Below are 24,357 nucleotides of genomic sequence, written 5' to 3'. Positions count from 1 at the left end.
TTCGTCGCTCAGGCGGCCAGCACTTCCTTCGCCGCCTTCTTCGCACCGATCTCGCCCAGCGCGCGCTTGTATTCGTGCGGGAACACCTTCACGAACTGGCGGCGCGCCGCGTCCCAGTTTTCCAGCAGCGACTTCGCGCGCGGCGAACCCGTGAACTGGAAATGACGCTCGACGAGCCCCTTGAGCAGCGCTTCGTCCGTCGTGCCCGCATGCCAGAGCGCGCGGTCGACCGTGCGCTCCTGCTCGGCCTGCTGCAGCACCGGCTCGAGCGCGACCATCGACTTGTTGCACTTCGCCGCGAACGTGCCTTCCGGATCGTAGATGTACGCGAGACCGCCCGACATGCCGGCCGCGAAGTTGCGCCCGGTTTCGCCGAGCACGACGACCGTGCCGCCCGTCATGTATTCGCAACCGTGGTCGCCCGTGCCTTCGACGACCGCCGTCGCGCCCGAGTTACGCACGCAGAAGCGTTCGCCCGCGACGCCGCGGAAGAACGATTCGCCTTCGATCGCGCCGTACATCACCGTGTTGCCGCAGATGATGTTTTCCTCGGACTTGCCGCGGAAGTCGTTGGTCGGACGGATGATGATCCGGCCGCCCGACAGGCCCTTGCCGACGTAGTCGTTGCCGTCGCCGACGAGGTCGAGCGTCACGCCCTTCGCGAGGAACGCGCCGAAGCTCTGGCCGGCCGTGCCCTTCAGCTGGATGTGCACCGCGTCGTCGGCCAGGCCTTCGTGGCCGTGCTTCTTCGCGATCACGCCCGACAGCATCGCGCCGACCGTCCGGTTCACGTTGCGCACCGGCTGGATGAACGACACATGCTCGCCGTTCTCGATCGCGGCCTTCGCCTTCTCGATCAGCACGTGGTCGAGCGCGCGCTCGAGGCCGTGATCCTGCACGTCGACGTGACGCGGCGCGACGTCCTCGCACTCTTCCGGCTGGTAGAACACGCGCGAGAAGTCGAGGCCCTTCGCCTTCCAGTGCTCGATGCCCTTGCGCGTATCGAGCAGGTCGGCACGGCCGATCAGGTCGTCGAACTTCGCGACGCCGAGCTGCGCCATGATCTCGCGCACTTCCTCGGCGACGAAGAAGAAGTAGTTCACGACGTGCTCGGGCTGGCCCTTGAACTTCGCACGCAGCACCGGATCCTGCGTCGCGACGCCGACCGGGCACGTGTTCAGGTGGCACTTGCGCATCATGATGCAGCCTTCGACGACGAGCGGTGCCGTCGCGAAGCCGAATTCGTCCGCGCCGAGCAGTGCGCCGATCACGACGTCGCGGCCCGTCTTCATCTGGCCGTCGGCCTGCACGCGGATGCGGCCGCGCAGGCGGTTCAGCACCAGCGTCTGCTGCGTTTCGGCGAGGCCGAGTTCCCACGGCGTGCCCGCATGCTTGACCGACGACAGCGGCGACGCGCCCGTGCCGCCGTCATGGCCGGCGATCACGACGTGGTCGGCCTTCGCCTTCGCGACACCGGCCGCGACCGTGCCGACGCCGACTTCCGACACCAGCTTCACCGAGATGCTCGAGCTCGGGTTCACGTTCTTCAGGTCGTGGATCAGCTGCGCCAGATCCTCGATCGAGTAGATGTCGTGGTGCGGCGGCGGCGAGATCAGGCCGACGCCCGGCACCGAGTAACGCAGCTTGCCGATGTATTCGGACACCTTGTGGCCCGGCAGCTGGCCGCCTTCGCCCGGCTTCGCGCCCTGCGCCATCTTGATCTGGATCTGGTCGGCCGATGCCAGGTACTCGGCGGTGACGCCGAAGCGGCCCGACGCGACCTGCTTGATCTTCGAGCGCAGCGAATCGCCGTCCTTCAGCGGAATGTCGCTGACGATCTCGTCGCCGATCACCGACTTCAGCGTCTCGCCCGACTTGATCGGAATACCGCGCAGTTCGTTGCGGTAGCGCTTCTCGTCCTCGCCGCCTTCGCCGGTGTTCGACTTGCCGCCGATCCGGTTCATCGCGATCGCGAGCGTCGCGTGCGCTTCCGTGCTGATCGAACCGAGCGACATCGCGCCCGTCGCGAAGCGCTTCACGATGTCCTTCGCCGGTTCGACGTTTTCGATCGGGATCGCCTTGGTCGGCTCGACCTTGAACTCGAACAGGCCGCGGAACGTCATGTGACGCTTGGTCTGGTCGTTGATCAGGTGCGCGTATTCCTTGTACGTCTGGTACGAGTTGCTGCGCGTCGCGTGCTGGAGCTTCGCGATCGAGTCCGGCGTCCACATGTGGTCTTCGCCGCGCACGCGATACGCGTACTCGCCGCCCGCGTCGAGCATGTCGCGCAGGACCGGGTTGTCGCCGAACGCATCGCGGTGCAGGCGGATCGCTTCTTCCGCGACTTCGAACAGGCCGATACCGCCGACCTTCGAGGCCGTGCCCTTGAAGTACTTCTCGACGAGGTCGCTCGACAGGCCGAGCGCTTCGAAGATCTGCGCGCCCGTGTACGACATGTACGTCGAGATGCCCATCTTCGACATCACCTTCTGCAGGCCCTTGCCGACCGCCTTCGTGAAGTTGTAGACGGCCTTCTCCGGCGACAGGTCGCCAGACAGGCCTTCGGCCATCTTCGCGAGCGTTTCCATCGCGAGGTACGGGTGCACGGCTTCCGCGCCGTAGCCCGCGAGCAGCGCGAAGTGGTGCGTCTCGCGTGCGGAGCCCGTCTCGACGACGAGGCCCGTGCTCGTGCGCAGCCCTTGCTGGACGAGGTGCGAGTGGATCGCCGACGTGGCGAGCAGCGCCGGAATCGCGACGTGCTCGGCGTCCGTCTTGCGGTCCGACACGATCAGCATGTTGTAGCCCGACTTGACCGCGTCGACGGCTTCCGCGCACAGCGACGCGAGGCGCGCCTCGATGCCTTCCTTGCCCCACGCGACCGGGTAGCAGATGTTCAGTTCGTACGCGCTGAACTTGCCGCCCGTGTACTGATCGATTGCGCGGATCTTCGCGATGTCCTTGAAGTCGAGCACCGGCTGCGACACTTCGAGACGCATCGGCGGGTTGATGTTGTTCGTGTCGAGCAGGTTCGGCTTCGGGCCGATGAACGACACGAGCGACATCACCATGTTCTCGCGGATCGGGTCGATCGGCGGGTTCGTGACTTGCGCGAACAGCTGCTTGAAGTAGTGATAGAGCGTCTTGTTCTTGTTCGACATCACCGCGAGCGGCGAGTCGTTGCCCATCGAACCGACGGCCTCTTCGCCCTGCTGCGCCATCGGCGCCATCAGGAACTTCAGGTCTTCCTGCGTATAGCCGAACGCCTGCTGGCGGTCGAGCAGCGCGGCGCCCTGCGTGCGGCCGGCCGCGACGTCCTCGGCCTTCGGCTCGATCTCGTCGAGCTTGATGCGCACGGCGTCGATCCAGCTCTTGTACGGCTTCGCGTTCGCGAGGTTGTCCTTGAGCTCCTTGTCGTCGATGATGCGGCCGTGTTCCATGTCGATCAGGAACATCTTGCCCGGCTGCAGGCGCCACTTCTTGACGATCTTCGATTCGGGGATCTGCAGCGTGCCGGCTTCCGACGCCATGATGACGAGGTCGTCGTCGGTCACGATGTAGCGCGCCGGGCGCAGGCCGTTACGGTCGAGCGTCGCGCCGATCTGGCGGCCGTCGGTAAACGCGATCGCGGCGGGGCCGTCCCACGGCTCCATCATCGCGGCGTGGTATTCGTAGAACGCGCGGCGGTTCTCGTCCATCAGCGTGTGCTGTTCCCAGGCTTCCGGGATCATCATCATCACCGCGTGCACGAGCGGGTAGCCGGCCATCACCAGCAGTTCGAGACAGTTGTCGAACGATGCGGTGTCCGACTGGCCCGGATAGATCAGCGGCCACAGCTTCGGCAGGTCGTCGCCGAGCACGTGCGACGCGATCGCGCCGGTACGCGCGTTCAGCCAGTTCACGTTGCCCTTCACGGTGTTGATCTCGCCGTTGTGCGCGATCATCCGGTACGGGTGCGCCAGCTCCCAGGCCGGGAACGTGTTGGTCGAGAAGCGCTGGTGCACGAGCGCGAGCGCCGACACGACGCGCGCGTCCTGCAGGTCGCGGTAGTACACGCCGACCTGGCCCGCCAGCAGCAGCCCCTTGTAGACGATCGTGCGCGCCGACATCGACGGCACGAAGTATTCCTTGCCGTGCTTGAGCTTCAGCGCCTGGATGCGGTGGCTCGCGGTCTTGCGGATCACGTACAGCTTCCGCTCGAGCGCGTCCGTCACCATGATGTCCTTGCCGCGGCCGATGAAGATCTGGCGGATCAGCGGCTCGCTCGCCTTGACCGTCGGCGAGATCGGCATCGTATGGTCGACCGGCACGTCGCGCCAGCCGAGCACGACCTGCCCTTCTGCCCGCACCGTCCGCTCGAGCTCCTGCTCGCACGCGAGACGCGATGCATTTTCCTTCGGCAGGAAGATCATGCCGACCCCATATTCGCCGGCCGGCGGCAGCGTCACGCCCTGCTTCGACATTTCCTCGCGATAGAACGCGTCCGGAATCTGGATCAGGATGCCGGCGCCGTCGCCCATCAGCGGATCGGCACCGACCGCACCGCGGTGATCGAGGTTCTCGAGGATCTTCAGACCCTGCTGAATGATCTCGTGGCTCTTCTTGCCCTTGATGTGAGCGACGAAGCCGACGCCGCAGGCGTCGTGTTCGTTTTGCGGGTCGTACAGACCTTGTGCGGCGGGCACCGCGGCGAGCGGCTGCTGGTGGTCGTTCATGGGGACACCGTCGTAAAGGGGCCTCGAGGGCCGTTGAACCATTTTTTGTTGCCGTCGATCCCGCTCCCGACGGGAGACGGCACGGCCGACAGTGGTTGGGCGAGCTTCACCCGGGCCACCGGAATTCGGAATATACGCGACGAATCAAAGGAATAGCAACAAAAACCGTTTGATCGAACCCCATTTAAACAGATGCTCGGATCTGGTGCTGTTTTATTGGGGCCGTATCATTTTGGTGCAAAAAGAAGCGACACCCGCGGTGCCGCCTCGTGATCCGCCTTTCCCGCGTTACTGCTGGATCGGCGGCGTGTTTTCACGCACCTTTCTGGGGCGTCCGCGCGGCAGCGGCGACACGCGGCGGTTCGCCGTGCGCGCCGCCCACTCGCGGTAGTTCTCGCCGCCGAGCACCCAGCCCTTGAGTGTCGCCTGCTGGAGCTGATCGGCCTGCCGCTCGTCGAGCGGCTGCTCGCACAGCTCCTTGTACGCGCGCTGACGGTCGAACGGCGTGTTGCCGAGCGCCCAGTAGAGCGGATGGTCGGTGATCAGGCTGTCGACGGTGAGCCCGACGTGGTGCCGGTAGCTCGACCAGCGATAGGCGTCGGGCGTCGCGACCAGCTGCGCGCGCACCGGGCTCATCTCGACCACGCGGCTCGCGAGCAGGAAATAGCGCTCGCCTTCGATCACGGTCGCGCGATAGCGGCCTTCCCACAGGGTGCCGCGCCGCGAATAGCGCCGGTTGAAATGCGCGACGTAGCGGCGGCCCACCGCCTGCATCGCCTTCGGCAGGCTCGCCTCGTCGCTCGGCGTCACGAGGAGCTGCACCTGACGCGGCAGCAGCACGTAGGCATGCACCGAAAGATGGTGATCGCGTGCCGCGGCCTTCAGACAATCGATGAAGAGTTCGTAGTCCTGGTCGTCGACAAACGCGGGTTGCTGATCCAGGCCGCGCAGTATCACGTGCTGCGGCTGGTCGGGAACGTAGAGTCGTGCTAACCGTGCCATGCTGAATGTCCGTTTGAACGCGTTAGGAAATACCCGAAGGTCCGAAAATGCGCACCTGCGTAGAATGCCTGTCCTGGCGGGGCGCGGAAGCGTACGGTCGTGCGAATCCTAGGGAGAAAGCTCTAACTTGCGAGCTTGTTTGGTTTTAAACGCAGTCGTCATAATGAGCACGCCTTTGATCGGAGGAGACACAATGAAACGAAAACTGGCCATTACGGGGGCCGTGGCGCTCGCATTCGCGGGCGGTACGGCACACGCACAATCCGCAGGTGATTTCTACGTCAGCACCGGCTGGCTGCACTTTTCGCCGCAGGACAGCAGCGACCCGCTGTTCGTGTACGGCGTCGGCGGCACGCCCATCAACCAATCGATTCCCAACACCGGCGCCGGCATCAACGACGCCGATACGCTCGGTCTCGCAGCGGGCTACTTCGTCACCGACCATATCTCCACCGAGCTCGTGATGGGGATACCGCCGAAGTTCGACATTACCGGCAAGGGTCGGTTCGAAAACTTCGGCGTACTCGGCCGTGCGTACCAGTGGAGCCCCGCCGTATTGCTGCGCTACCACTTCAACGACGCCAACGCGAAGTTCCGTCCGTATGTCGGCGTCGGCGCGACATATACGTGGTTCACCGGCGCAAAGATCACGAACAGCAGCTTCGAGAACGGCGTGCTCGGCGGCCCGACCAGCGCGACGACCAGCAACCAGTGGGCGCCCGTGTTCAACGCCGGCTTCACGTACAACTTCACGAAACACTGGTTCGGCGGCCTGTCGATCTCGTACATCCCGATCAGCGTCACCGCGACCTTCACGACGGCCCGCCGGACGCCGGTCGGCACCCTGACCGAAACGTCGAAAGCGAAGATCTCGCTCAATCCGATCGTCACGTACCTGAACATCGGCTACCGCTTCTAAGCGTAGTCGAATATTTGGGGAATGGTTAATCCTGCTGCAATTTGTAGCCGATTTTTCGTGACGTAACGTCTCCACGATGGAAAACGCCCCGGCGGAAACCCGCCGGGGCGTCGTTTTTTTGCCTCAGGGTTTTCCCGCCACCAGCATCGCGCGGGACCGGTCGCTACGCGATGTCGTCCAGCGCATCGGCGGCGATCAGGTCGATCCGGTCCGTGCAGACCGCATCGACGCCCCAGCGCGCGAGTTCGCGCGCCCGGGCGAGGTCGTTGACCGTGTACACCAGGATCCGCAGCCCGGCCGCCTTGATCGCGCGCACGAGCGGTTCGTCGAGCTCCTTGTGGCTTGCGTGCAACGATACGCAGCCGAGCGCACCGACGACCTGCGCGTGCCAGTCGTCCGGTACCGCCTCGTACAGCATCCCGCGCGGCAGCGCCGGTGCGCTCGCGCGCGCCTGTTGCAGCGCCTCGAACGAGAACGACGACAAGAGCGGCGGCACCGCCGCGCCATGCCAGTACGCGGCCGCATCGGCCGCGACCCGCTGCCCCGTGTCGCGCTCGCGGCCCGGGCACGGCTTGATCTCGACGTTCGCCGCCAGCCCGTGCGCGACGCAGCGCGCCGCCGCCGCCTCGAGCGTCGGCATCCGCTCGCCCGCGAAACGCGCGTCGAACCAGGCACCGGCGTCGAGCGCGGCCAGCGCCGCATAACGCATGCCCGCCGCCGGGCCGCGGCCGTTCGACGTGCGGTCGACCGTGTCGTCGTGCAGGAGGAACGTCACGTCGTCGGCGGACAGCTTCGCGTCGAACTCGACCATCCGGTGACCGCGCCGCGCGCCCTCGTCGAACGCGGCGAGCGTGTTCTCCGGTGCGAGCGTGCCGCCGCCGCGATGGGCGACGACGCGCGGATAGGGCCAGTCGGTTCGGGAAGTCATCATGCGCCTCGCAACTGGTTCGTCAGGATCAGCCGGCCCGCTTGCCGGTCTCGGGATCGAAGAAATGCAGCCGGTGCGCGGGCAGCGCGGCACCCAGCGCCGTGCCGCGCGCGGGACGATCCGCGTGCGGCAGCCGCACCGCGACGTCGTGGTTGCCCCAGCGGCCGTGCGCGAGGTTGTCCGCGCCGAGCAGCTCGCACGAGTCGACCGGCAGCGTCGCCTGCGCGACGCCCGGCTGCGGCGTCATGTGCTCCGGCCGCACGCCGAGCACCCAGTCGCGCCCGGTGGCGATCGCGGTGCCGATGCCGGGCGCGCCGGCGACCGGCAGCGCCGGGCCGCCGCCCGCGACCGTAAACGTCGCGCCATCCTCCGACAGTCGGCCGTGCATCAGGTTCATCGCCGGCGAGCCGATGAAGCCCGCGACGAACACCGTCGCCGGCTTCTCGTACACGTCGACCGGCGCGCCGATCTGCTCCGCATAGCCGCGGTTCATCACGATCACGCGCTGCGCGAGCGTCATCGCCTCGATCTGGTCGTGCGTCACGTACACGCTCGTGGTCGCGAGCCGCGCATGCAGCCGCTGGATCTCGAGCCGCATCTGCACGCGCAGCTTCGCGTCGAGGTTCGACAGCGGCTCGTCGAACAGGAATACCGACGGCTCGCGCACGATCGCGCGCCCCATCGCGACGCGCTGCCGCTGGCCGCCCGACAGTTCGCGCGGCCGCCGCGCGAGCAGCGGCTCGAGCTCGAGGATCTTCGCGGCGGCAGCCACCCGCGCGTCGATCGTCGCGCGCTCGATGCCGCGGATCTTCAGCCCGTAGCCCATGTTCTGCGCGACCGTCATGTGCGGATACAGCGCGTAGTTCTGGAACACCATCGCGATGTCGCGATCCTTCGGCTCCAGCGCGTTGACCACGCGCTCGCCGATCGCGATCTCGCCGTCCGTCACCGTCTCGAGCCCCGCGATCATCCGCAGCAGCGTCGACTTGCCGCAGCCCGACGGGCCGACCAGCACGATGAATTCGCCGTCGGCGATCTCCACGTCGATGCCATGCAGCACGTGCTGCTTGCCGTCGTAGGATTTCCTGACGCCCTTCAAGCTCAGCGCAGCCATACTTGGTCCTTCTCCCGGTTGCCGTCCGTGGTTATTTCTCGGAATCGACGAGGCCGCGCACGAACCAGCGCTGCATCGCCAGCACGACGACGAGCGGCGGAATCATCGCCAGCAGCGTCGCCGCCATTACGTATTGCCATTCGGTCGCGGCGTCGCCGCTCGCGATCATCGTCTTGATGCCCACCACCGCCGTCGACAGCGACGCCTCCGTCGTGATCAGGATCGGCCACAGATACTGGTTCCAGCCGTAGATGAACGTGATCACGAACAGCGCCGCGATGCTCGTCTTCGACAGCGGCAGCACGACGTCCCGGAAGAAGCGCAGCGGCCCCGCGCCGTCGATGCGCGCGGCGTCCATCAGCTCGTCGGGCAGCGTCATGAAGAACTGGCGGAACAGGAACGTCGCGGTCGCCGATGCGATCAGCGGCAGCGAGAGCCCCGCGTAGGTGTTCGTCATGTGGAGCGTCGACACGACCTGCACGGTCGGGAAGATCCGCACCTCGACCGGCAGCATCAGCGTGATGAAGATCAGCCAGAACGCCGTGTTGCGGAACGGGAAGCGGAAGTAGACGATCGCGTACGCGGACAGGATCGACACCGCGATCTTGCCGACCGCGATCGCGAGCGCCATCACGAAGCTGTTGACGAGCAGCCGGCCGAACGGCGCCGTCGTGCCGCCGCTGCCGTGCCCCCAGATATAGGCGACGTTCTCCAGCAGGTGCGTGCTAGGCACCAGCGACAGCGGGATCGTGAACACTTCCTGCGCGTTCATGGTCGCCGCGCAGAACGCGACGTACACGGGGAACACGATCAGCACGACGCCCGCGATCAGCACCGCGTGGCAGAACAGGTCGAAGCCCTTGCGATTTTCGATCATGCGTATTGCACCCTGCGTTCGACGAAGCGGAACTGGATCACCGTCAGGCCGACGACGATGATCATCAGCACGACCGACTGCGCACCCGAGCTGCCGATGTCGAGCCCCTGGAAGCCTTCCGTGAAGATCTTGTAGATCAGCGTCTTCGTGCTCTGCGCGGGGCCGCCGGCGGTGGCCGCGTCGATCACCGGGAAGGTGTCGAAGAACGCGTAGACGAGGTTCACGACCAGCAGGAAGAAGCTCGTCGGCGACAGCAGCGGCAGCACGATGTGGAAGAAGCGCCGCACCGGCCCGGCACCGTCGATCGCCGCCGCCTCGATCAGCGAGCGCGGAATCGCCTGCAGTCCTGCGTAGAAGAACAGGAAGTTGTAGCTCACCTGCTTCCATACCGACGCGAGCACGACGAGGAACATCGCCTGGCCGCCGTTCAGCGCGTGATTCCACACGATGCCGCCCTTCGCGAGCGCATAGGTGACGAGGCCGATGCTCGGGTTGAACAGGAACGCCCACAGCACGGCCGCGATCGTCGGCGCGACCGCATACGGCCAGATCAGCAGCGTGCGGTATACGCGCGCGCCGCGGATCACGCGGTCGGCGCAGGCGGCGAGCAGCAGCGACACGACGAGCCCGCTGACCGTGACGAGCGAGCTGAACACCAGCGTCGTGCGGAACGAGTCGAGGTACAGCGGGTCGGCGAACAGGTGCGTGAAGTTCGCGAAGCCGACGAATTCACTCGACGTGCCGAACGCGTCCTGCATCTGCGTCGACTGCCACAGCGCGACGCCGGCCGGCCACAGGAAGAACACGGCGGTGATCGCGAGCTGCGGCGCGATCAGCAGGTACGGCAGCAGGCTCGCGCCGAAACGGGAACGGGATTGCATCGCGGGTGTCCGGAGGCGAAACGGGAAGGGAACCGTGCCGCCGGCCCGCACGCGCGCATACGCGATGCAGCGGCCGGCGGCACGAACGCGATGCAGGCTCAGCCGCCCGACTTCTCGAAGCGGCGCAGCAGCTCGTCGCCGCGCGACGCCGCCGAGTCGAGCGCCTCCTTCGGCGACTTCTTCTCCGCCCAGACCTGCTCCAGCTCTTCGTCGACGACCGTGCGGATCTGCGGCATGTTGCCGAGGCGCAGCCCCTTCGTATACGGCAGCGGCGGCTTGTTCATCATCTGCTTGATCGCGGTTTCCGCGCTCGGGTTCTTCGCATAGAAGCCCTGCTGGCGCGTGAGTTCGTACGCAGCCGTCGTGACCGGCAGGTAGCCGGTTTCCTGGTGCCACTTCGCGGCGATCGGCGGCGAGGCCAGGAATGCGAGGAACTTCGCGACGCCCTTGTAGGTCGCCGGATCCTTGCCGGCCAGCACCCACAGGCTCGCGCCGCCGATGATCGCGTTCTGCGGCGCGCCCTTCACGTTCGCGTCGTACGGCATCATGCCCGTGCCGTAGCTGAACTTCGCGAACTTCTGCACGTTCGCGAGCGCGCCCGACGACGTCGTCAGGATCCCGCAGTCGCCGCTGTAGAACTTCGCCGATGCCTCGTCCTTGCGGCCCGCGTACGTGAACGTGCCGTCCTTCTGCATCTGTTGCAGGAACGCGATGTGCGCGACCTGCTGCGGCTTGTTGAATTCGAGCGCCGCGTCGGCGCCGTCGAAGCCGTTATTGCGGCTCGCGAACGGCAGCGCATGCCACGCGCTGTAGTTCTCGAGCTGGATCCAGCCCTGCCAGCCGGTCGTGAAGCCGCACGTCATCCCGGATTTGCGCAGCTTCTCCGCGGCGGCCTGCACGTCGGCCCACGTCTTCGGCGGCTGGTTCGGGTCGAGCCCGGCCTTCTTGAACGCGTCCTTGTTGTAGTACAGCACCGGCGTCGAGCTGTTGAACGGCATCGACACGAGATGGCCCGTCTTCGCGTCGCTGTAGTAGCTCGCGATGGTCGGTACGAACGCCTTTTCGTCGAGCGGCACGCCGGCCTGCTTGAACACGTCGTAGACCGGCACGACAGCCTTCTTCGCCTGCATCATCGTCGCGGTGCCGACTTCATAGACCTGGAGGATCGCCGGCGCGTTGCCGCTGCGATAGGCGGCGATGCCCGCCGCGAGTGCCTGGTCGTACGTGCCCTTGAAGACCGGCACGATCTTGTAGTCGCTCTGCGATGCGTTGAACTGCGTGGCGAGCTCGTTGACGCGCTCACCGAGCGCCGACTCCATCGCATGCCAGAACTGGATCTCCGTCGCGGCGAACGCCGCATGCTGCACACCGAACATGAGCGCGCCGCCCAGCGCGATCGAGCGAACCATTGTCCCCGCGGGCTTCTTCTTCATCGATCTCTCTCCTGTGAAAACGTTACCAACAGCGTGTGCAACATTCCCGTCGCCATTGAACCGGCGAAGTCTAGTGATCGTTTGTGACAGTCAGTTGTCGTTGATGACGAACAGGCGCTGGTATTCCTTCAGCGCGAAGCGGTCGGTCATGCCGGCGATGTAGTGCGCGACGAGGCGCGGCTGCTGCGCTTCGTCGTCCGACTGGTACGGCGGCGGCAGCAGGCGCGGATCGTCGATGAACGCGTCGAACAACCCGGTGACGACGCGCTGCGCCTTGTTCGCCATGCGCATCACCTTGTAGTGGCGATACAGGTTCTTGAACAGGAAACGCTTGAGGGCCGCCGCCTGCGCGGCGATCGGCTCGCTGTGCGCGACGAGCGGCGGCGCGGCGCGCACGTCGTCGAGCGACGCGGGCGCGACACGTGCGAGATTGCGCGTGGTCTCGTCGATCAGGTCGACGATCAGCGTGTTGATGATGCGGCGCACCGTCTCGTGCACGAGGCGGCGGCCTTCGAGATGCGGGAATTCGGCGAGCGCCGCGTCGTAGTGGCGCTGCCACAGCTCGACTTCGGCGAGCTGCTCGATCGTGATCAGGCCGGAGCGCAGGCCGTCGTCGACGTCGTGGTTGTTGTACGCGATTTCGTCCGCAATGTTCGCGAGCTGCGCTTCCAGCGACGGCTGGCGGCCTTGCAGGAAACGCTCGCCGAGTGCGCCGAGCTTGCGGGCGTTCTCGCGCGAACAGTGCTTGAGGATGCCTTCGCGCGTCTCGAAGCACAGGTTCAGGCCATTGAACGCGCCGTAGTGCTCCTCGAGTTCGTCGACCACCGCCAGGCTCTGCAGGTTGTGCTCGAAGCCGCCGTGCTCGCGCATGCACGCATTCAGCGCGTCCTGCCCGGCATGGCCGAACGGCGTATGACCGAGATCGTGCGCGAGCGAGATCGCTTCGACGAGATCCTCGTTCAGGCGCAGGTTGCGCGCGACCGAACGTGCGATCTGCGCGACTTCGAGGCTGTGCGTGAGGCGGGTGCGAAACAGGTCGCCTTCGTGATTGACGAAGACCTGCGTCTTGTATTCGAGCCGGCGGAACGCGGTCGAATGAACGATGCGGTCGCGGTCACGCTGGAATTCGGTGCGCGCCGCCGGCGGGGTTTCCTGATGGCGGCGGCCGCGCGACTGCGACGCGTGGGCGGCATACGGAGCGAGATGGGCTTCCAGCGCCGCCAGCGTCGGCGGCTCGGCCAGCGCCGCGGCAGATGCGCGGCCGGCTCGGGTCGGTTTGCTGCTGGATGTCTCGCTCACGTCTCCTCCATGTCAGGGGCGCCGGGGCATCCGGGGCGCCGTTACCGGGTCGTCTGCGCCAGCGTAGCGAACACGGCTTCGTCGGGCGCCTGGGTGATCAGCGTATCGCCGAATCGCTTCAGCAGGATGAACTTGATCGCTCCGGCTTCAGCCTTCTTGTCGACGCGCATCAGGTCCATGTAGCGCGCATCGCCGAGTGCCGGCCCGCGCACCGGCAGATGTGCGGCGGCGATCACCGCGTCGAGCCGCTGCCGCGACGCTTCGTCGAGCAGGCCGAGCCGCACCGACAGGTCGCCCGCCATCACCATCCCGCAGCCGACCGCTTCGCCGTGCAGCCACTCGCCATAACCGAGCCCGGCCTCGATCGCATGGCCGAACGTATGGCCGAAATTCAGGATCGCACGCAGCCCGCCTTCGCGTTCGTCGGCTGCGACCACGCTCGCCTTGATCTCGCACGAGCGCTTCACCGCATGCGCGAGCGCGGCCGGCTCGCGGCGGTTCAGCGCCTCGACGTTCGCCTCGATCCAGTCGAAGAATGCCGCATCGGCGATCGCGCCCGTCTTGATGACCTCGGCCACGCCGGCCGCCAGCTCGCGATCGGGCAACGTGGTCAGCGCGCCGATATCGGCGATCACGGCCTGCGGCTGGTAGAACGCACCGATCATGTTCTTGCCGAGCGGGTGGTTGATGCCCGTCTTGCCGCCGACCGACGAATCGACTTGCGACAGCAGCGTCGTCGGCACCTGGATGAACGGCACGCCGCGCATGTAGCACGCGGCGGCGAAGCCGGTCATGTCGCCGATCACGCCGCCGCCGAGTGCGACGAGCGTCGTCTTGCGGTCGGCGCGCTCGGTCAGCAGGCCGTCGAAGATCAGGTTCAGCGTTTCCCAGTTCTTGTAGGCCTCGCCGTCCGGCAGCACGACCGTCGACACGCGCTTGCCGAGCGGCGCGAGCGCCGCGCGCAGCACGTCGCCGTAGAGCGGATCGACCGTCGTGTTCGTGACGATCGTGACCGACGAACCGGTGATGTGAGGGGCGAACAGCTCGGTGCGGCCGATCAGGCCGGCACCAATGTGAATCGGGTAGGCGCGCTCGCCCAGATCGACGTTGACGGTAATCATGCTTGTAGCGGCTTGGCGATGACGCCTGCCAGTTCGAGTTGCATCAGCACCATGTTGACGAGGCCGTTGACCGACGGGCGGCCGGTCTCGATGATGAAGTCCGCGCACTCGCGGTACAGCGGGTCGCGCACTTCGTAGAGCGCTTCGAGACGCGCCTTCGGATCGTCGGTCTGCAACAGCGGGCGGTTCTTGTCCTTGCGGGTGCGCAGCCACAGATCGTGCGGATTGGCGCGCAGATAGATGACGATGCCGCTGCTTTTCAGGCAGTCGCGATTCTCGGGCCGCAGCACCGCGCCGCCGCCCGTCGCGAGCACGATGTTCTCGCGCTGCGTGAGATCGGCGATCACCTGCGATTCGCGGTCGCGAAACCCGGCCTCGCCCTCCATCTCGAAGATCACCGGAATGCGCGCACCCGTGCGGGCCTCGATTTCGTGGTCGGAGTCGAAGAACGTCCTGTCGAGCCGGCGCGCGACCGCCCGGCCCACGGTGGTCTTACCCGCTCCCATAAGGCCGACGAAAAATACGTTTGCATGTGGGTCCCGCGCTTGCAACGGCTTCCTCTGCTTGAATCTTGCTGGTGTGTGGCGCAGCTTACTGGCAAAGCGGCTGCCTTGTCGAGCCTGCGCCGCCGGCTTCCGGCCCCGTTTTCCGTGCATCCGCGTCGCCCGCGCCGGCCGTCTCGCAATGCGGGCCGACGACCGTCGGCGTGATGAAGACGACCAGTTCGCTGCGCTGGTCGCGCCGTGCGCGGTGCCGGAAAAGCGCGCCCAGTACCGGTATTTTGCCCAAGAGCGGCACCCGCGTCACATCGTCCCGGTTCAACTGCTCGTAAATCCCGCCGATCGCGACCGTTCCGCCGTCCTCGACCTCGACGCGTGTCTGGACGTGCTTCGTATGAATCGCCGGGCCGGCCGCCGTCGGCTCGCCGATGCTGTCCTTCGTCACGTCCAGGTCCAGCACGACGCGCCCGTCGGGCGTGATCTGCGGCTCGACCTCGAGCTTCAGCGTCGCGCGGCGGAACTGCACGCCGCTCACGCCGTTGCCGACCTTCGCCTGGTACGGCAGCTCCGAGCCCTGTTCGACGATCGCCTTCACGCGGTCGGCCGTCACCACGCGGGGGCTGGAGACGATCTGGCCCCGCCCCTGCGCCTCGAGCGCGCTCAATTCAACGTCGAGCACGCGGCTGAGCGGCGCGGCGAACAACGTGAAGCCGGCCGTCGCCGCCTCGAAGCCGCCGAGCGGTCGTGCGGCCAGGTCGAGCGCGTTGCGCGTGTCCGTCGCGAATGCCGCGCCGTCGGCCGCGGGCGCCCGTCCCTGCGCGCGCAGCGCGACACGTGCGCCGAGGTTGCGCGAGAAGCCTTGCTCGCCTTCGACGATGCGCGCCTCGATCCGGACCTGCCGCGATGGCCGGTCGATCGCATCGATCAAGCCCGCGATCTGCGCGATGCGCGGCGCCAGATCGGTGACGAACAACAGGTTCGTGCGCGGATCGGCCGCGGCGGCGCCGCGTTTCGACAGCAGGCGCTGGCCGGTCGCTCCGGCCAGCAGCCGCTGCACGTCCTGCGCGCGCGGATAATGCAGCGCGAAGGTCCGGCTCGCGAGCGGCTCCAGCTCGGCCGCGCGTGCATGCGTTTCGAAGCGCTCGCGCTCGCGCGCGGCGAGTTCGGCCGCCGGCGTGACCCAGATCACGTTGCCGCGCCGGGACATCGCCAGCCCGTGCGTGTCGAGCAACGTGTCGAACGCATCGCGCCAGCGGATATTGTTCAGACGTAACGTCACGGTGCCGCGCACCTGCTCGCCGACGATGATGTTCAGCCCGGTGAATCGCGCGAGCGCGTCGAACGCGGCAGCGAGCCCGGCGCCTTGCAGATTCAGCGAGATCCGCCGCGCGTCATCCGCATCGCCGGGGTGCCGCGCCGCGGCGTCGCTCATGCGCGTCGGCGGCGGCAATGGAATCGGCGGCCCTTCCAGCCGGGGCACCGGTGCGGTTGTGTCCGCTTGAAGCGCCGCGCGCACGGCCCGATCGAACGGCGGCGGGCCGTCATGCGCGGGCGCTGCGCCGTCCGCACCGTCGGGCGCGCCCTGCGGCAGCGGTATGTCCTGGGCATGCGCCTGCATCGATGCGATCGGCCAGCCGGCCGGCGGCAAAGGCGGCAACAGGGGCAACGGCGGCAACGCCGCGTGTGCCGCGGCCACGCCCGATCCGACCCAGAATGCGATCGCCCGCCATCCGTACTTCGTCATGGGCGACCTCCGTCATCCATGACGAACCGGCGCGCGCCGTCGGCTGTCGCAAGCGTCACCGCACCGGCATCGACGCTCACCACGCGTGACATCCCGAACGCTTCGCCCGGCGCAACGGTCGCGAATGCGCCATCGCCCGCGTCGAATAGCGCGAGCCCGGCGCGTACGTCGCGAATCGTGCCGGCCAGGCGCGGCGTCGCATCGTCGGCCTGCGCGGGCAAGCCATCGCCGCCGAATGGATCGTCGCTCGGCACGCCGGCAAGCAGCCGCACCGTGCCATCGGGAACACGAGCCCCCGACAGCGCCGGAAACACGTCGATCGTCATGTCCACCCGCAACGCGGGCGGTTTGCGCTCAATATGCAGCCTCGACGGCACCACCAGCGCGGGAAAACTCGCCAGCCCGCCGATCAGCCGCAGTAACGCCGGAAAGCCGCCGTCCGCGACGATCCGCACCGTGCGTCGGCCATCCGGCGCCGCTTCGTCAGTGCGCCGCGGCTCGATCGACGCGATCCGCAGTCCGCTCGCGCCGGCCAGGTCCGCCAGTTCGAGCATCAGTGCGGGCCACCCCGACGCACTCGGCACGCTGGAGGCGTGCCCGGCAGCCGGGTCCGGGTCGCGCCGTGGCGCGGTCGCGAGCAGCCGCTGTGCGTCGGCGGCACGCACTTGTGCCGTTGCCAGCAACGCGCGACTGCGTGCGAGGCCGCTCGCGTCTACGGCATCCATCAGATGAATGGTGCCCATCGTCACGCACGCGAACGCCGCCACGCAGCCGATGGCATGCGCCGCGGCCGGCGACATCCGCGCCATGCGGCCGCGCCGCCCGGCACCGGCTGGCATGGACCGATGCGTGATCGCCGTCATGCGTCGCCTCCCGCTGCGTTCTGCCGCGGCGGCGCGTCGTGCCAACGCACCTGCACGGAAAACCGGAACGGCACGGCCGAACCCGTGACCGGCGTGGCCGAAGCAGGTGTCAGCGCACCGACATCGAATCGCCAGTCACGCTGCTCGACCGCAATCCGTGCGAGCCACCGCGCGGCCGCCCGGTAACTCGTCGTGCGCGCGTCGAGCACGGCGCCGGACGCAGTCGTGCGCAATGCGTCGAGCCGGACGGTGTCGTCGCGCACCTGGGCCAGCGTCGCGAGCAGCCCGGCGACACGCCGGTAAGGCGCGGCAAGCACGACCGCCCGTGCATCGCGTCGCGCGAGGTCGGCAGCCACGCCGGCGGCGCGCCGTGCGGCATCGATCCGTGGCTGCAATTGCCGCAGCCGCGCCTCCACACGCGTACGCTCCGCATCCATGCGCCATCGCCACGCCGTCGCCGCACCCGTCCAAACGCAGGCCCCGAGCACGCCGAGCACGACCGCCGCCCCGCACTGCGCGGCACGGCGCCGCCGCAACGCCTGCGCCAGCCGCTCACGGTACGGCAGCAGATTGAAGCCGCCGAGCACGGCGTGGCCGGCGGCAGTTCGCCCGAACCCCACATCGGCCATCATTCCCACACCCCGCGCAGCGCCAGCCCGATCGCGAGGGCAAACGCCGGACCGCCCTGCGTTCCGGCGGGCACGCCCGGCAGCCCGTCCCATCCGGTGCAGTCGAACGGCACCGCGGCCACGCCGAGCGCATCGCCGATATCGGCGGCCGACGTACCGCAGCGGGCGATGCTGCGCGCGTCGCCGGCCACGAGCACGCAGCGCACCGGCTCGAACACGCATTGGCGCAATGCGTCGGGGAACGCCGCCTGCACGTCGCCGGACACCGCGAGCACCGGTACGGCGATCGAACCGTCGACCCGCCAACCGCGTACGCCCGTGTCGCAGAACCAGAATGCGGCGTACGGGCCGTGGGCGTCGGGTTCGAACTGCGCGGCATAGCGCAACGCGCGCAGCGCGGCGGCCGACTCGCCGTCGACGGCCGTCAGGTCGACGCCGGCCTGCGCGGCCACGTCGATCCGCCGGTCGAGCAATGCCTGCGGCGCCACGGCGACCTCGATCTCGCCCGGGCACGCGCCGTCGTCCTGCCGCCAGTCGAACGCGAGGCTGTGGGGCGGCAGCCCCGAGATCCGTTCAGCGGCCTGCCGGGCGGCGTCCGCGACGTCGTCGCGCCCGGCCAGGTCGAGCGTCGCGGTCCGCATTTCGTCGTCGCGCAGCGCCATCACGCCGCGCGTATCGCAGCGCACGCCCGCCGCCGACAATCGCGACACGGCCGCCGCCAACGCGCGTGCGACCGCGGCCCAGCGCGCCTCCTCCGGCCCGTCCTGCAATCCGACCGGCTCCCGCTCGAGTCCTTCGACCCGCACCTCCACGGCCCGTCCGCGCCGGCTCAGCACGGCCACCCTCACCTCGTCCGCCCCGACGTCGATGCCCGTCGAACGGTGCCTGCCCGGCGCGAACCGCGCCGCCCATCGTCCTGCCATCCCAGCCTCCCGCGATCGTTGCGGCCCACGCCGCGTTTCCGAGGCCTGATTCTGCAAAGCGGCGCGTGTGCCCGACAGTCGGCCGGACGGCCAGTTGTGGCACCGGGCGACCTCGTGGACACTATGCCGGCGGCACCGCGATCAGCCGGTTTCCGGCCGCCGCCCCCCGCGTCAGGACCGGTCTTACCGGGCAGCTATAATCGCGGGACTGTTTTCCGGTATGCCTATGCAATCCACGTCTCCTACGTCCCCGCCTCCCGCGCCCGAGCCGAAGAAGCGGTCCTGGTGGCTGAAAGTCCTGATCGGCCTCGCCGCGATGTGCGTGGCCCTCGTCGTGGCCGGCGGCCTCGTGCTCGGCTACGCGCTTGTCGTCGCGTGGCCGAACATGCCGTCGCTCGACGCGCTGACCGACTATCGTCCGAAGGTACCGCTGCGCATCTATACGTCCGATCACGTGCTGATCGGCGAATTCGGCGAGGAACGCCGCGACATCGTCCATTTCAAGGACGTGCCCGACTCGCTCAAGAAGGCGATCCTCGCGATCGAGGACGCACGCTTCTACGATCACGGCGGCGTCGACCTCACCGGCATCGCCCGCGCCGGCTTCGTCGCACTGACGAATGGCCATGCGTCGCAGGGCGCGAGCACGATCACGATGCAGGTCGCGCGCAACTTCTTCCTGTCGAGCGAAAAGACCTACACGCGCAAGATCTACGAGATGCTGCTGGCCTACCGGATCGAGCGCGCGCTGACGAAGGATCAGATTCTCGAGGTCTACATGAATCAGATCTATCTCGGCCAGCGTGCGTACGGCTTCGCGAGCGCCGCGCGGGTCTATTTCGGCAAGGACCTGAAGGACATCACGCTCGCCGAAGCGGCGATGCTCGCGGGGCTGCCGAAAGCGCCATCCGCGTACAACCCGGTCGTCAATCCGAAGCGCGCGAAGGTGCGCCAGGAATACATCCTGCAGCGGATGCTCGAGCTGAACTTCATCACGCGCGAGCAGTACGACCAAGCCGTCGCGCAGCCGCTCGCCGTCAAGGGTGCGGGCCGCGAGTTCAGCGTGCACGCCGAGTACGTCGCGGAAATGGTCCGACAAATGATGTACGCGCAGTACCGCGAGGAAACCTACACGCGCGGCTTCAACGTCGTCACGACGATCGATTCCGCCGACCAGCAGGTTGCCTACACCTCGCTGCGCAAGGGCATCATGGATTACGAGCGCCGCCACGGCTATCGCGGGCCGGAAGGCTTCATCGAATTGCCGGCCGGCGCCGACGATCGCGAGCAGGCGATCGACGATGCGCTGCTCGAACACCCCGACAACGGCGAGCTGATCGCGGCGGTCGTCACCGCGGCCACCCCGCGCCAGATCACCATCGCCTTCATCGACGGCAGCAGCGCGACGATCGAAGGCGACAACCTGCGCTTCGCGTCGGGCGCGCTGTCGGCCGGCGCGCAGCCGAACCGCCGCATCCGCCCGGGCGCGATCGTCCGGGTCGTGAAGAACGACGCCGGGAAGTGGTCGATCACGCAGTTGCCGCAGGTCGAAGGCGCGTTCATCTCGATCGTTCCGCAGGACGGCGCGATCCGCTCGCTGGTCGGCGGCTTCGACTACAACAAGAACAAGTTCAACCACGTCACGCAGGCGTGGCGGCAACCGGGTTCGTCGTTCAAGCCGTTCATCTACTCGGCGTCGCTCGACAAGGGCCTCGGGCCGGCCACGGTGATCAACGACGGCCCGCTGTATTTCAGCGCCGCGGAAACCGGCGGCCAGCCGTGGGAACCGAAAAACTACGGCGGCGGTTTCGAAGGCCCGATGTCGATGCGCACCGCGCTGCAGCGCTCGCGCAACCTCGTGTCGATCCGGATCCTGAACCACATCGGCACGAAGTACGCGCAGCAGTACATCACGCGCTTCGGCTTCGACGCCGACCGTCATCCGGCCTACCTGCCGATGGCGCTCGGCGCGGGCCAGGTCACGCCGCTGCAGATGGCCGGCGCGTACTCGGTGTTCGCGAACGGCGGCTTCCGCGTGAATCCGTACCTGATCGCCGAAGTGACCGATCCGAACGGCGCTGTCGTCGCCCGCGCGCAGCCGCTCATCGCCGAGCAAAACGCGCCGCGCGCGATCGACGCGCGCAACGCATACGTGATGAACAGCCTGCTGCAGAGCGTCGCGCAGCGCGGCACGGGCGCGCGCACCAACGTGCTGAAGCGCACCGACCTCGCAGGCAAGACCGGCACGACGAACGACTCGCACGACGCGTGGTTCGCCGGCTACCAGCACACGCTCGCGGCGATCGCGTGGATCGGTTACGACAACCCGCGCAGCCTCGGCGATCGCGAAACCGGCGGCGGCCTGTCGTTGCCGGTCTGGATCGACTATATGGGCGCGGCGCTGAAGGGCGTGCCGGAGTTCAAGCCGACGATGCCGGACGACGTCCAGGCGCTCGGCAGCGAGTTGTACTTCACCGACTTCACGCCGGGGCACGGCTTCGTGTCGACGGTCGGCGTGCCGCAGGCGCCGGCGGTGCAGAGCACCGACGAAGCGGTGCCGCATGTCGACGAACAGGAGAAGCAGGACATCATGAACCTGTTCCGCGGCCACTGACACGAACGGCCCGAGCATGAAAAAAGCGCCCCGCGGGGCGCTTTTTCGTTGTGCTTCGATCCGGCGTATCGGCGCCCGGCCGGGCGAGCGCCGGACGCGTTACGCGCCGAACGTGATCGGCAGGCCGGCCTGCTGCGTTGCGTATTCGGTAAGCGCCGCGAAGAACTCGGTGCCGGTGCGCGTATCGCGCCATTCGCCGTCCACGAAACGGTAATGGAACCCGCCCGCCTTCGCGGCGATCCACAGCTCCTTCATCGGCGGCTGGAGGTTGACGATGATCTTCGAGCCGTTCTCGAACGTCAGCGTCAGCACGCTGCCGTTGCGCTCCAGATCGATGTCGTGATCGCCGTCGTTCGCGGCATCCACGGTACGCTCGACGGCCGCCAGCACGGCCTCGGCACGGGCCAGGTATTCAGTATCGGACATGCTAAACTCTATCGGTTAAATTGTTCAGGGACGATCATGCGAGTCGTTTTCCGGATGAGCGCGATTGTAGCGGCTTTGGCGATTCTTGCCGGCTGCGGTCAACGCGGTCCGCTCTATCTGCCCACCGTGCCCCCGTTGCCGGCGAAGCCCATCCAGCAGCAGGACACGGCGCCGTCCGACGTCACGCCGACCGATGAAAACGCGTCGTCCGACAGCATTCCCGATTCTTCCGGCACGCCGCTCACGCTGTCACCGGAGCTGTCGAGCGATGCATCGAAGGCCGCGACGCCGGCATCCGGCCCGGCCGCAACGCAATAAGCGCGCGCCGCCGCTCGCGCGGCTTCCTTCGCGACCAAGGCGATGACTGCCCGTCATCGCCTTTTGTTTTTCCGGGCCCGCCTCGTCACGCGCGGATGCGCCGCCAGCCCCATTCGAGCAGGCGCCAGCCGAGCAGCACCGCAACGATCACCGCGTAGAGCTTCGGCTGCGCGAGATTGTGCTTGCCGGCCCTCATCCACCAGAAATGCAGCACGCCGAACAGCGCGATCACATAGATCGCGCGATGCAGCGTCGCCCAGTGACGGCCGAGCCGGCGCACCATCGCGCGCGGCGAGGTCGCGGCCAGCGGAATCAGCAGCACGAACGCGGCGAAGCCGACCGTGATGAACGGACGCTTGCCGACGTCCTTCAGGATCGCAAGCACGTCGAACCACTTGTCGAACCACAGATACGTCGTGAAATGCAGCGTCGCGTAAAAGAACGCGAACAGGCCGATCATCCGGCGAAAGCGCAGCAACGCGGGAACGCCCGTCACGCGCCGAAGCGGTGTGACGGCGAGCGTGAGGCAGAGCATCACCAGCGTCCAGAGGCCCGTCGAACGCGTGATGAATTCGATCGGGTTCGCGCCGAGCCGGTCGGTCAGCCCGAACAGCACGAGACGGGCGAGCGGATAGAGTCCGGCCGCGAAAACCAGTACCTTGGCGGGGGCAAGCCAGCGCGGCGCGGCAGCACGCACTGCGCCGCCCCGGGAACTGCCGGCGGCAGCCGTGCGCGTGCCGGACGCGCGCGCGGGCGTCAGCGTCGAAGGAGGCATGTCGTTTCTCACCGGCGCGCTCAGAAGTTCTTCTTCAGGTCCATGCCCTGATACATCGACGCGACGAGATCGCCGTAGCCGTTGAACATCAGCGTCTTGCGCTTCGGCGTGAAGAAGCCGTCCTCGCCGATCCGGCGCTCGGTCGCCTGGCTCCAGCGCGGGTGATCGACGTTCGGGTTCACGTTCGAATAGAAGCCGTATTCGTTCGACGCGTACGTGTTCCAGCTCGTTTTCGGCTGCTTGTCGACGAAGCGGATCTTCACGAGCGACTTCGCACTCTTGAAGCCGTACTTCCACGGCACGACGATCCGCACCGGCGCGCCGTTCTGGTTCGGCAACACCTGGCCGTACACGCCCATCGTCAGCAGCGTCAGCGGATTCATCGCCTCGTCCATCCGCAGCCCTTCCGAGTACGGCCAGTCGAGCACCGGCGTCGACAGCCCCGGCATCTGCGACGAATCGGCCAGCGTGACGAACTGCACGTACTTCGCGTTGCCGGTCGGCTGCACGCGCTTGATCAGCTCGGACAGCGGCACGCCGATCCACGGGACCACCATCGACCAACCTTCGACGCAACGCAGCCGGTACACGCGCTCTTCGAGCGGCGCGAGCTTCAGCAGTTCGTCGAGATCGAACACCTTCGGGTGCAGCACCTCGCCTTCGACGCTCACGCGCCACGGGCGCGGCCGCAGCGTGCCGGCGTTCTGCGCCGGGTCGCCCTTGTCGGTGCCGAATTCGTAGAAGTTGTTGTAGGACGTGATGTCCTTGAACGGCGTGACCCGGTCGGCCGCAACGAACTTCGGGTTGGTTTTCGCCACGAGCTTCGCGGCCCGCGCGTCGGGCGACGCATAGGCGGCGAACGCCGCGCCGCTGCCGCCGAGCAATCCGCCCGCCGCCGCCAGGCCGGCGGCCTGCAAGACGCGCCGCCGGTTCTCGAACACCGCGCGCGGCGTAATCTGGCTCTGCGCGATGTCACCGCCGGTCAGTACGGTGCGCAAAGGGTGTTTGATCCACATCGTGCTGCTCCTCCTGCATGCGCGGCGCGCACGCTTCATGAGCGTTCGACCCGACCCATCCTGCGCCGTTCGACGCCCGGACCGCCCGCCCGTTACAAAAGAAAACCGCCGGGCACGCAGTGCGCCGGCGGTCTTTTGTCGGACCCGCGTCGGAAATCTTACAGCTTGCCGTAGCTGTGCAGCCCGGACAGGAACATGTTGACGCCGAGGAACGCGAACGTCGTCACGAGCAGGCCGGTGAGCGCCCACCAGGCGGCAACGGC

20 protein-coding genes are annotated in these 24,357 nt (G+C 67.4%); 3 read left to right on the top strand and 17 right to left on the bottom strand.

From position 1 onward, the window contains the following. Positions 1–8: 8 nt before the first annotated feature. Both DIE16_RS29055 and DIE16_RS29045 read right to left on the bottom strand, forming a co-directional pair. Entirely contained in the window at positions 9–4,712 is a 4,704-nt protein-coding gene (locus tag DIE16_RS29055) for a glutamate synthase-related protein (RefSeq protein WP_044845974.1), read from the bottom strand. Positions 4,713–5,000: 288 nt separating this feature from the next. Continuing rightward, positions 5,001–5,714: a transposase gene (locus tag DIE16_RS29045; protein WP_006752972.1), complete on the bottom strand. Its 714-nt coding sequence runs from the start codon at positions 5,712–5,714 to the stop codon at positions 5,001–5,003. 193 nt (positions 5,715–5,907) lie between these two features. Between DIE16_RS29045 and DIE16_RS29040 the strand changes: the two genes are divergently transcribed. Continuing rightward, positions 5,908–6,633, top strand: coding sequence for an OmpW family protein (locus DIE16_RS29040; protein ID WP_044845975.1), 726 nt, complete (start codon positions 5,908–5,910; stop codon positions 6,631–6,633). Positions 6,634–6,796: 163 nt separating this feature from the next. Here the strand turns inward: DIE16_RS29040 and ugpQ are convergent, their stop codons facing one another. From ugpQ to DIE16_RS28980, 12 genes are all read right to left on the bottom strand, one after another. Beyond that, complete coding sequence (gene ugpQ, locus DIE16_RS29035) at positions 6,797–7,561, bottom strand: glycerophosphodiester phosphodiesterase (protein WP_124522260.1); 765 nt, start codon at positions 7,559–7,561, stop codon at positions 6,797–6,799. A gap of 28 nt (positions 7,562–7,589) precedes the next feature. Then, positions 7,590–8,675: a sn-glycerol-3-phosphate import ATP-binding protein UgpC gene (locus DIE16_RS29030; protein WP_124487847.1), complete on the bottom strand. Its 1,086-nt coding sequence runs from the start codon at positions 8,673–8,675 to the stop codon at positions 7,590–7,592. Between the two features lie 31 nt (positions 8,676–8,706). Then, a complete protein-coding gene (ugpE, locus tag DIE16_RS29025; RefSeq protein ID WP_044845977.1) occupies positions 8,707–9,552 on the bottom strand; it encodes a sn-glycerol-3-phosphate ABC transporter permease UgpE in 846 nt (281 codons plus the stop codon). Next, entirely contained in the window at positions 9,549–10,433 is an 885-nt protein-coding gene (gene ugpA, locus DIE16_RS29020; RefSeq protein ID WP_044845978.1) for a sn-glycerol-3-phosphate ABC transporter permease UgpA, read from the bottom strand. The genes ugpE and ugpA overlap by 4 nt, the downstream gene beginning before the upstream one ends. 98 nt (positions 10,434–10,531) lie before the next feature. Beyond that, complete coding sequence (gene ugpB, locus DIE16_RS29015) at positions 10,532–11,866, bottom strand: sn-glycerol-3-phosphate ABC transporter substrate-binding protein UgpB (RefSeq protein WP_044845979.1); 1,335 nt, start codon at positions 11,864–11,866, stop codon at positions 10,532–10,534. A gap of 90 nt (positions 11,867–11,956) precedes the next feature. Further along, complete coding sequence (locus DIE16_RS29010) at positions 11,957–13,165, bottom strand: deoxyguanosinetriphosphate triphosphohydrolase (RefSeq protein WP_044845980.1); 1,209 nt, start codon at positions 13,163–13,165, stop codon at positions 11,957–11,959. 41 nt (positions 13,166–13,206) lie between these two features. Then, positions 13,207–14,286, bottom strand: a complete 1,080-nt coding sequence (gene aroB / locus DIE16_RS29005) for a 3-dehydroquinate synthase (RefSeq protein WP_044845981.1) — start codon at positions 14,284–14,286, stop codon at positions 13,207–13,209. Then, positions 14,283–14,837, bottom strand: a complete 555-nt coding sequence (locus tag DIE16_RS29000; RefSeq protein WP_082088580.1) for a shikimate kinase — start codon at positions 14,835–14,837, stop codon at positions 14,283–14,285. Before DIE16_RS29000 ends, aroB begins: the two co-directional genes overlap by 4 nt. 40 nt (positions 14,838–14,877) lie before the next feature. Further along, positions 14,878–16,530, bottom strand: coding sequence for a type IV pilus secretin PilQ (locus DIE16_RS28995; RefSeq protein WP_124893908.1), 1,653 nt, complete (start codon positions 16,528–16,530; stop codon positions 14,878–14,880). After that, entirely contained in the window at positions 16,527–17,393 is an 867-nt protein-coding gene (locus tag DIE16_RS28990; RefSeq protein WP_124893907.1) for a pilus assembly protein, read from the bottom strand. Before DIE16_RS28990 ends, DIE16_RS28995 begins: the two co-directional genes overlap by 4 nt. Beyond that, the gene (locus tag DIE16_RS28985) at positions 17,390–18,025 is read right to left on the bottom strand and encodes a fimbrial protein (protein WP_124487842.1); all 636 of its coding nucleotides are present in this window, start codon (positions 18,023–18,025) and stop codon (positions 17,390–17,392) included. The genes DIE16_RS28990 and DIE16_RS28985 overlap by 4 nt, the downstream gene beginning before the upstream one ends. After that, the gene (locus DIE16_RS28980) at positions 18,022–18,945 is read right to left on the bottom strand and encodes a competence protein ComA (RefSeq protein WP_124893906.1); all 924 of its coding nucleotides are present in this window, start codon (positions 18,943–18,945) and stop codon (positions 18,022–18,024) included. The genes DIE16_RS28985 and DIE16_RS28980 overlap by 4 nt, the downstream gene beginning before the upstream one ends. 226 nt (positions 18,946–19,171) lie before the next feature. On the opposite strand from DIE16_RS28980, the gene DIE16_RS28975 reads away from it, so the two are divergent. Next, positions 19,172–21,559, top strand: a complete 2,388-nt coding sequence (locus DIE16_RS28975; protein WP_082088581.1) for a penicillin-binding protein 1A — start codon at positions 19,172–19,174, stop codon at positions 21,557–21,559. Positions 21,560–21,658: 99 nt separating this feature from the next. On the opposite strand, the gene cyaY is transcribed toward DIE16_RS28975, so the two are convergent. Next, positions 21,659–21,985 carry an iron donor protein CyaY gene (cyaY, locus tag DIE16_RS28970; RefSeq protein WP_124487840.1) on the bottom strand — a complete coding sequence of 109 codons (327 nt, stop codon included), beginning with the start codon at positions 21,983–21,985 and terminating at the stop codon, positions 21,659–21,661. Positions 21,986–22,021: 36 nt separating this feature from the next. On the opposite strand from cyaY, the gene lptM reads away from it, so the two are divergent. Then, positions 22,022–22,303, top strand: a complete 282-nt coding sequence (lptM, locus tag DIE16_RS28965; RefSeq protein WP_124571926.1) for an LPS translocon maturation chaperone LptM — start codon at positions 22,022–22,024, stop codon at positions 22,301–22,303. An 85-nt stretch (positions 22,304–22,388) separates the two neighbouring features. On the opposite strand, the gene msrQ is transcribed toward lptM, so the two are convergent. Together msrQ and msrP are read right to left on the bottom strand one after the other, a co-directional pair. Continuing rightward, entirely contained in the window at positions 22,389–23,078 is a 690-nt protein-coding gene (gene msrQ / locus DIE16_RS28960; protein WP_124893905.1) for a protein-methionine-sulfoxide reductase heme-binding subunit MsrQ, read from the bottom strand. 20 nt (positions 23,079–23,098) lie between these two features. Beyond that, a complete protein-coding gene (gene msrP, locus DIE16_RS28955; protein ID WP_124893904.1) occupies positions 23,099–24,094 on the bottom strand; it encodes a protein-methionine-sulfoxide reductase catalytic subunit MsrP in 996 nt (331 codons plus the stop codon). Between the last annotated feature and the right edge of the window lie 263 nt (positions 24,095–24,357).

Origin of the sequence: Burkholderia sp. Bp9090 (assembly GCF_003857985.1) — a bacterium.
In the GTDB taxonomy this organism is placed as follows: domain Bacteria; phylum Pseudomonadota; class Gammaproteobacteria; order Burkholderiales; family Burkholderiaceae; genus Burkholderia.
This window is presented reverse-complemented; position numbering and strand designations above follow the sequence as displayed.

Bases quoted from the DNA above. Each gene is read 5' to 3' on its own strand.
- DIE16_RS29055 (WP_044845974.1), bottom strand. From the start codon at position 4,712: ATGAACGACCACCAGCAGCCGCTCGCCGCGGTGCCCGCCGCACAAGGT.
- DIE16_RS29045 (WP_006752972.1), bottom strand. From the start codon at position 5,714: ATGGCACGGTTAGCACGACTCTACGTTCCCGACCAGCCGCAGCACGTG.
- DIE16_RS29040 (WP_044845975.1), top strand. From the start codon at position 5,908: ATGAAACGAAAACTGGCCATTACGGGGGCCGTGGCGCTCGCATTCGCG.
- ugpQ (WP_124522260.1), bottom strand. From the start codon at position 7,561: ATGACTTCCCGAACCGACTGGCCCTATCCGCGCGTCGTCGCCCATCGC.
- DIE16_RS29030 (WP_124487847.1), bottom strand. From the start codon at position 8,675: ATGGCTGCGCTGAGCTTGAAGGGCGTCAGGAAATCCTACGACGGCAAG.
- ugpE (WP_044845977.1), bottom strand. From the start codon at position 9,552: ATGATCGAAAATCGCAAGGGCTTCGACCTGTTCTGCCACGCGGTGCTG.
- ugpA (WP_044845978.1), bottom strand. From the start codon at position 10,433: ATGCAATCCCGTTCCCGTTTCGGCGCGAGCCTGCTGCCGTACCTGCTG.
- ugpB (WP_044845979.1), bottom strand. From the start codon at position 11,866: ATGAAGAAGAAGCCCGCGGGGACAATGGTTCGCTCGATCGCGCTGGGC.
- aroB (WP_044845981.1), bottom strand. From the start codon at position 14,286: ATGATTACCGTCAACGTCGATCTGGGCGAGCGCGCCTACCCGATTCAC.
- DIE16_RS28995 (WP_124893908.1), bottom strand. From the start codon at position 16,530: ATGACGAAGTACGGATGGCGGGCGATCGCATTCTGGGTCGGATCGGGC.
- DIE16_RS28990 (WP_124893907.1), bottom strand. From the start codon at position 17,393: ATGACGGCGATCACGCATCGGTCCATGCCAGCCGGTGCCGGGCGGCGC.
- DIE16_RS28985 (WP_124487842.1), bottom strand. From the start codon at position 18,025: ATGATGGCCGATGTGGGGTTCGGGCGAACTGCCGCCGGCCACGCCGTG.
- DIE16_RS28980 (WP_124893906.1), bottom strand. From the start codon at position 18,945: ATGGCAGGACGATGGGCGGCGCGGTTCGCGCCGGGCAGGCACCGTTCG.
- DIE16_RS28975 (WP_082088581.1), top strand. From the start codon at position 19,172: ATGCAATCCACGTCTCCTACGTCCCCGCCTCCCGCGCCCGAGCCGAAG.
- cyaY (WP_124487840.1), bottom strand. From the start codon at position 21,985: ATGTCCGATACTGAATACCTGGCCCGTGCCGAGGCCGTGCTGGCGGCC.
- lptM (WP_124571926.1), top strand. From the start codon at position 22,022: ATGCGAGTCGTTTTCCGGATGAGCGCGATTGTAGCGGCTTTGGCGATT.
- msrQ (WP_124893905.1), bottom strand. From the start codon at position 23,078: ATGCCTCCTTCGACGCTGACGCCCGCGCGCGCGTCCGGCACGCGCACG.
- msrP (WP_124893904.1), bottom strand. From the start codon at position 24,094: ATGTGGATCAAACACCCTTTGCGCACCGTACTGACCGGCGGTGACATC.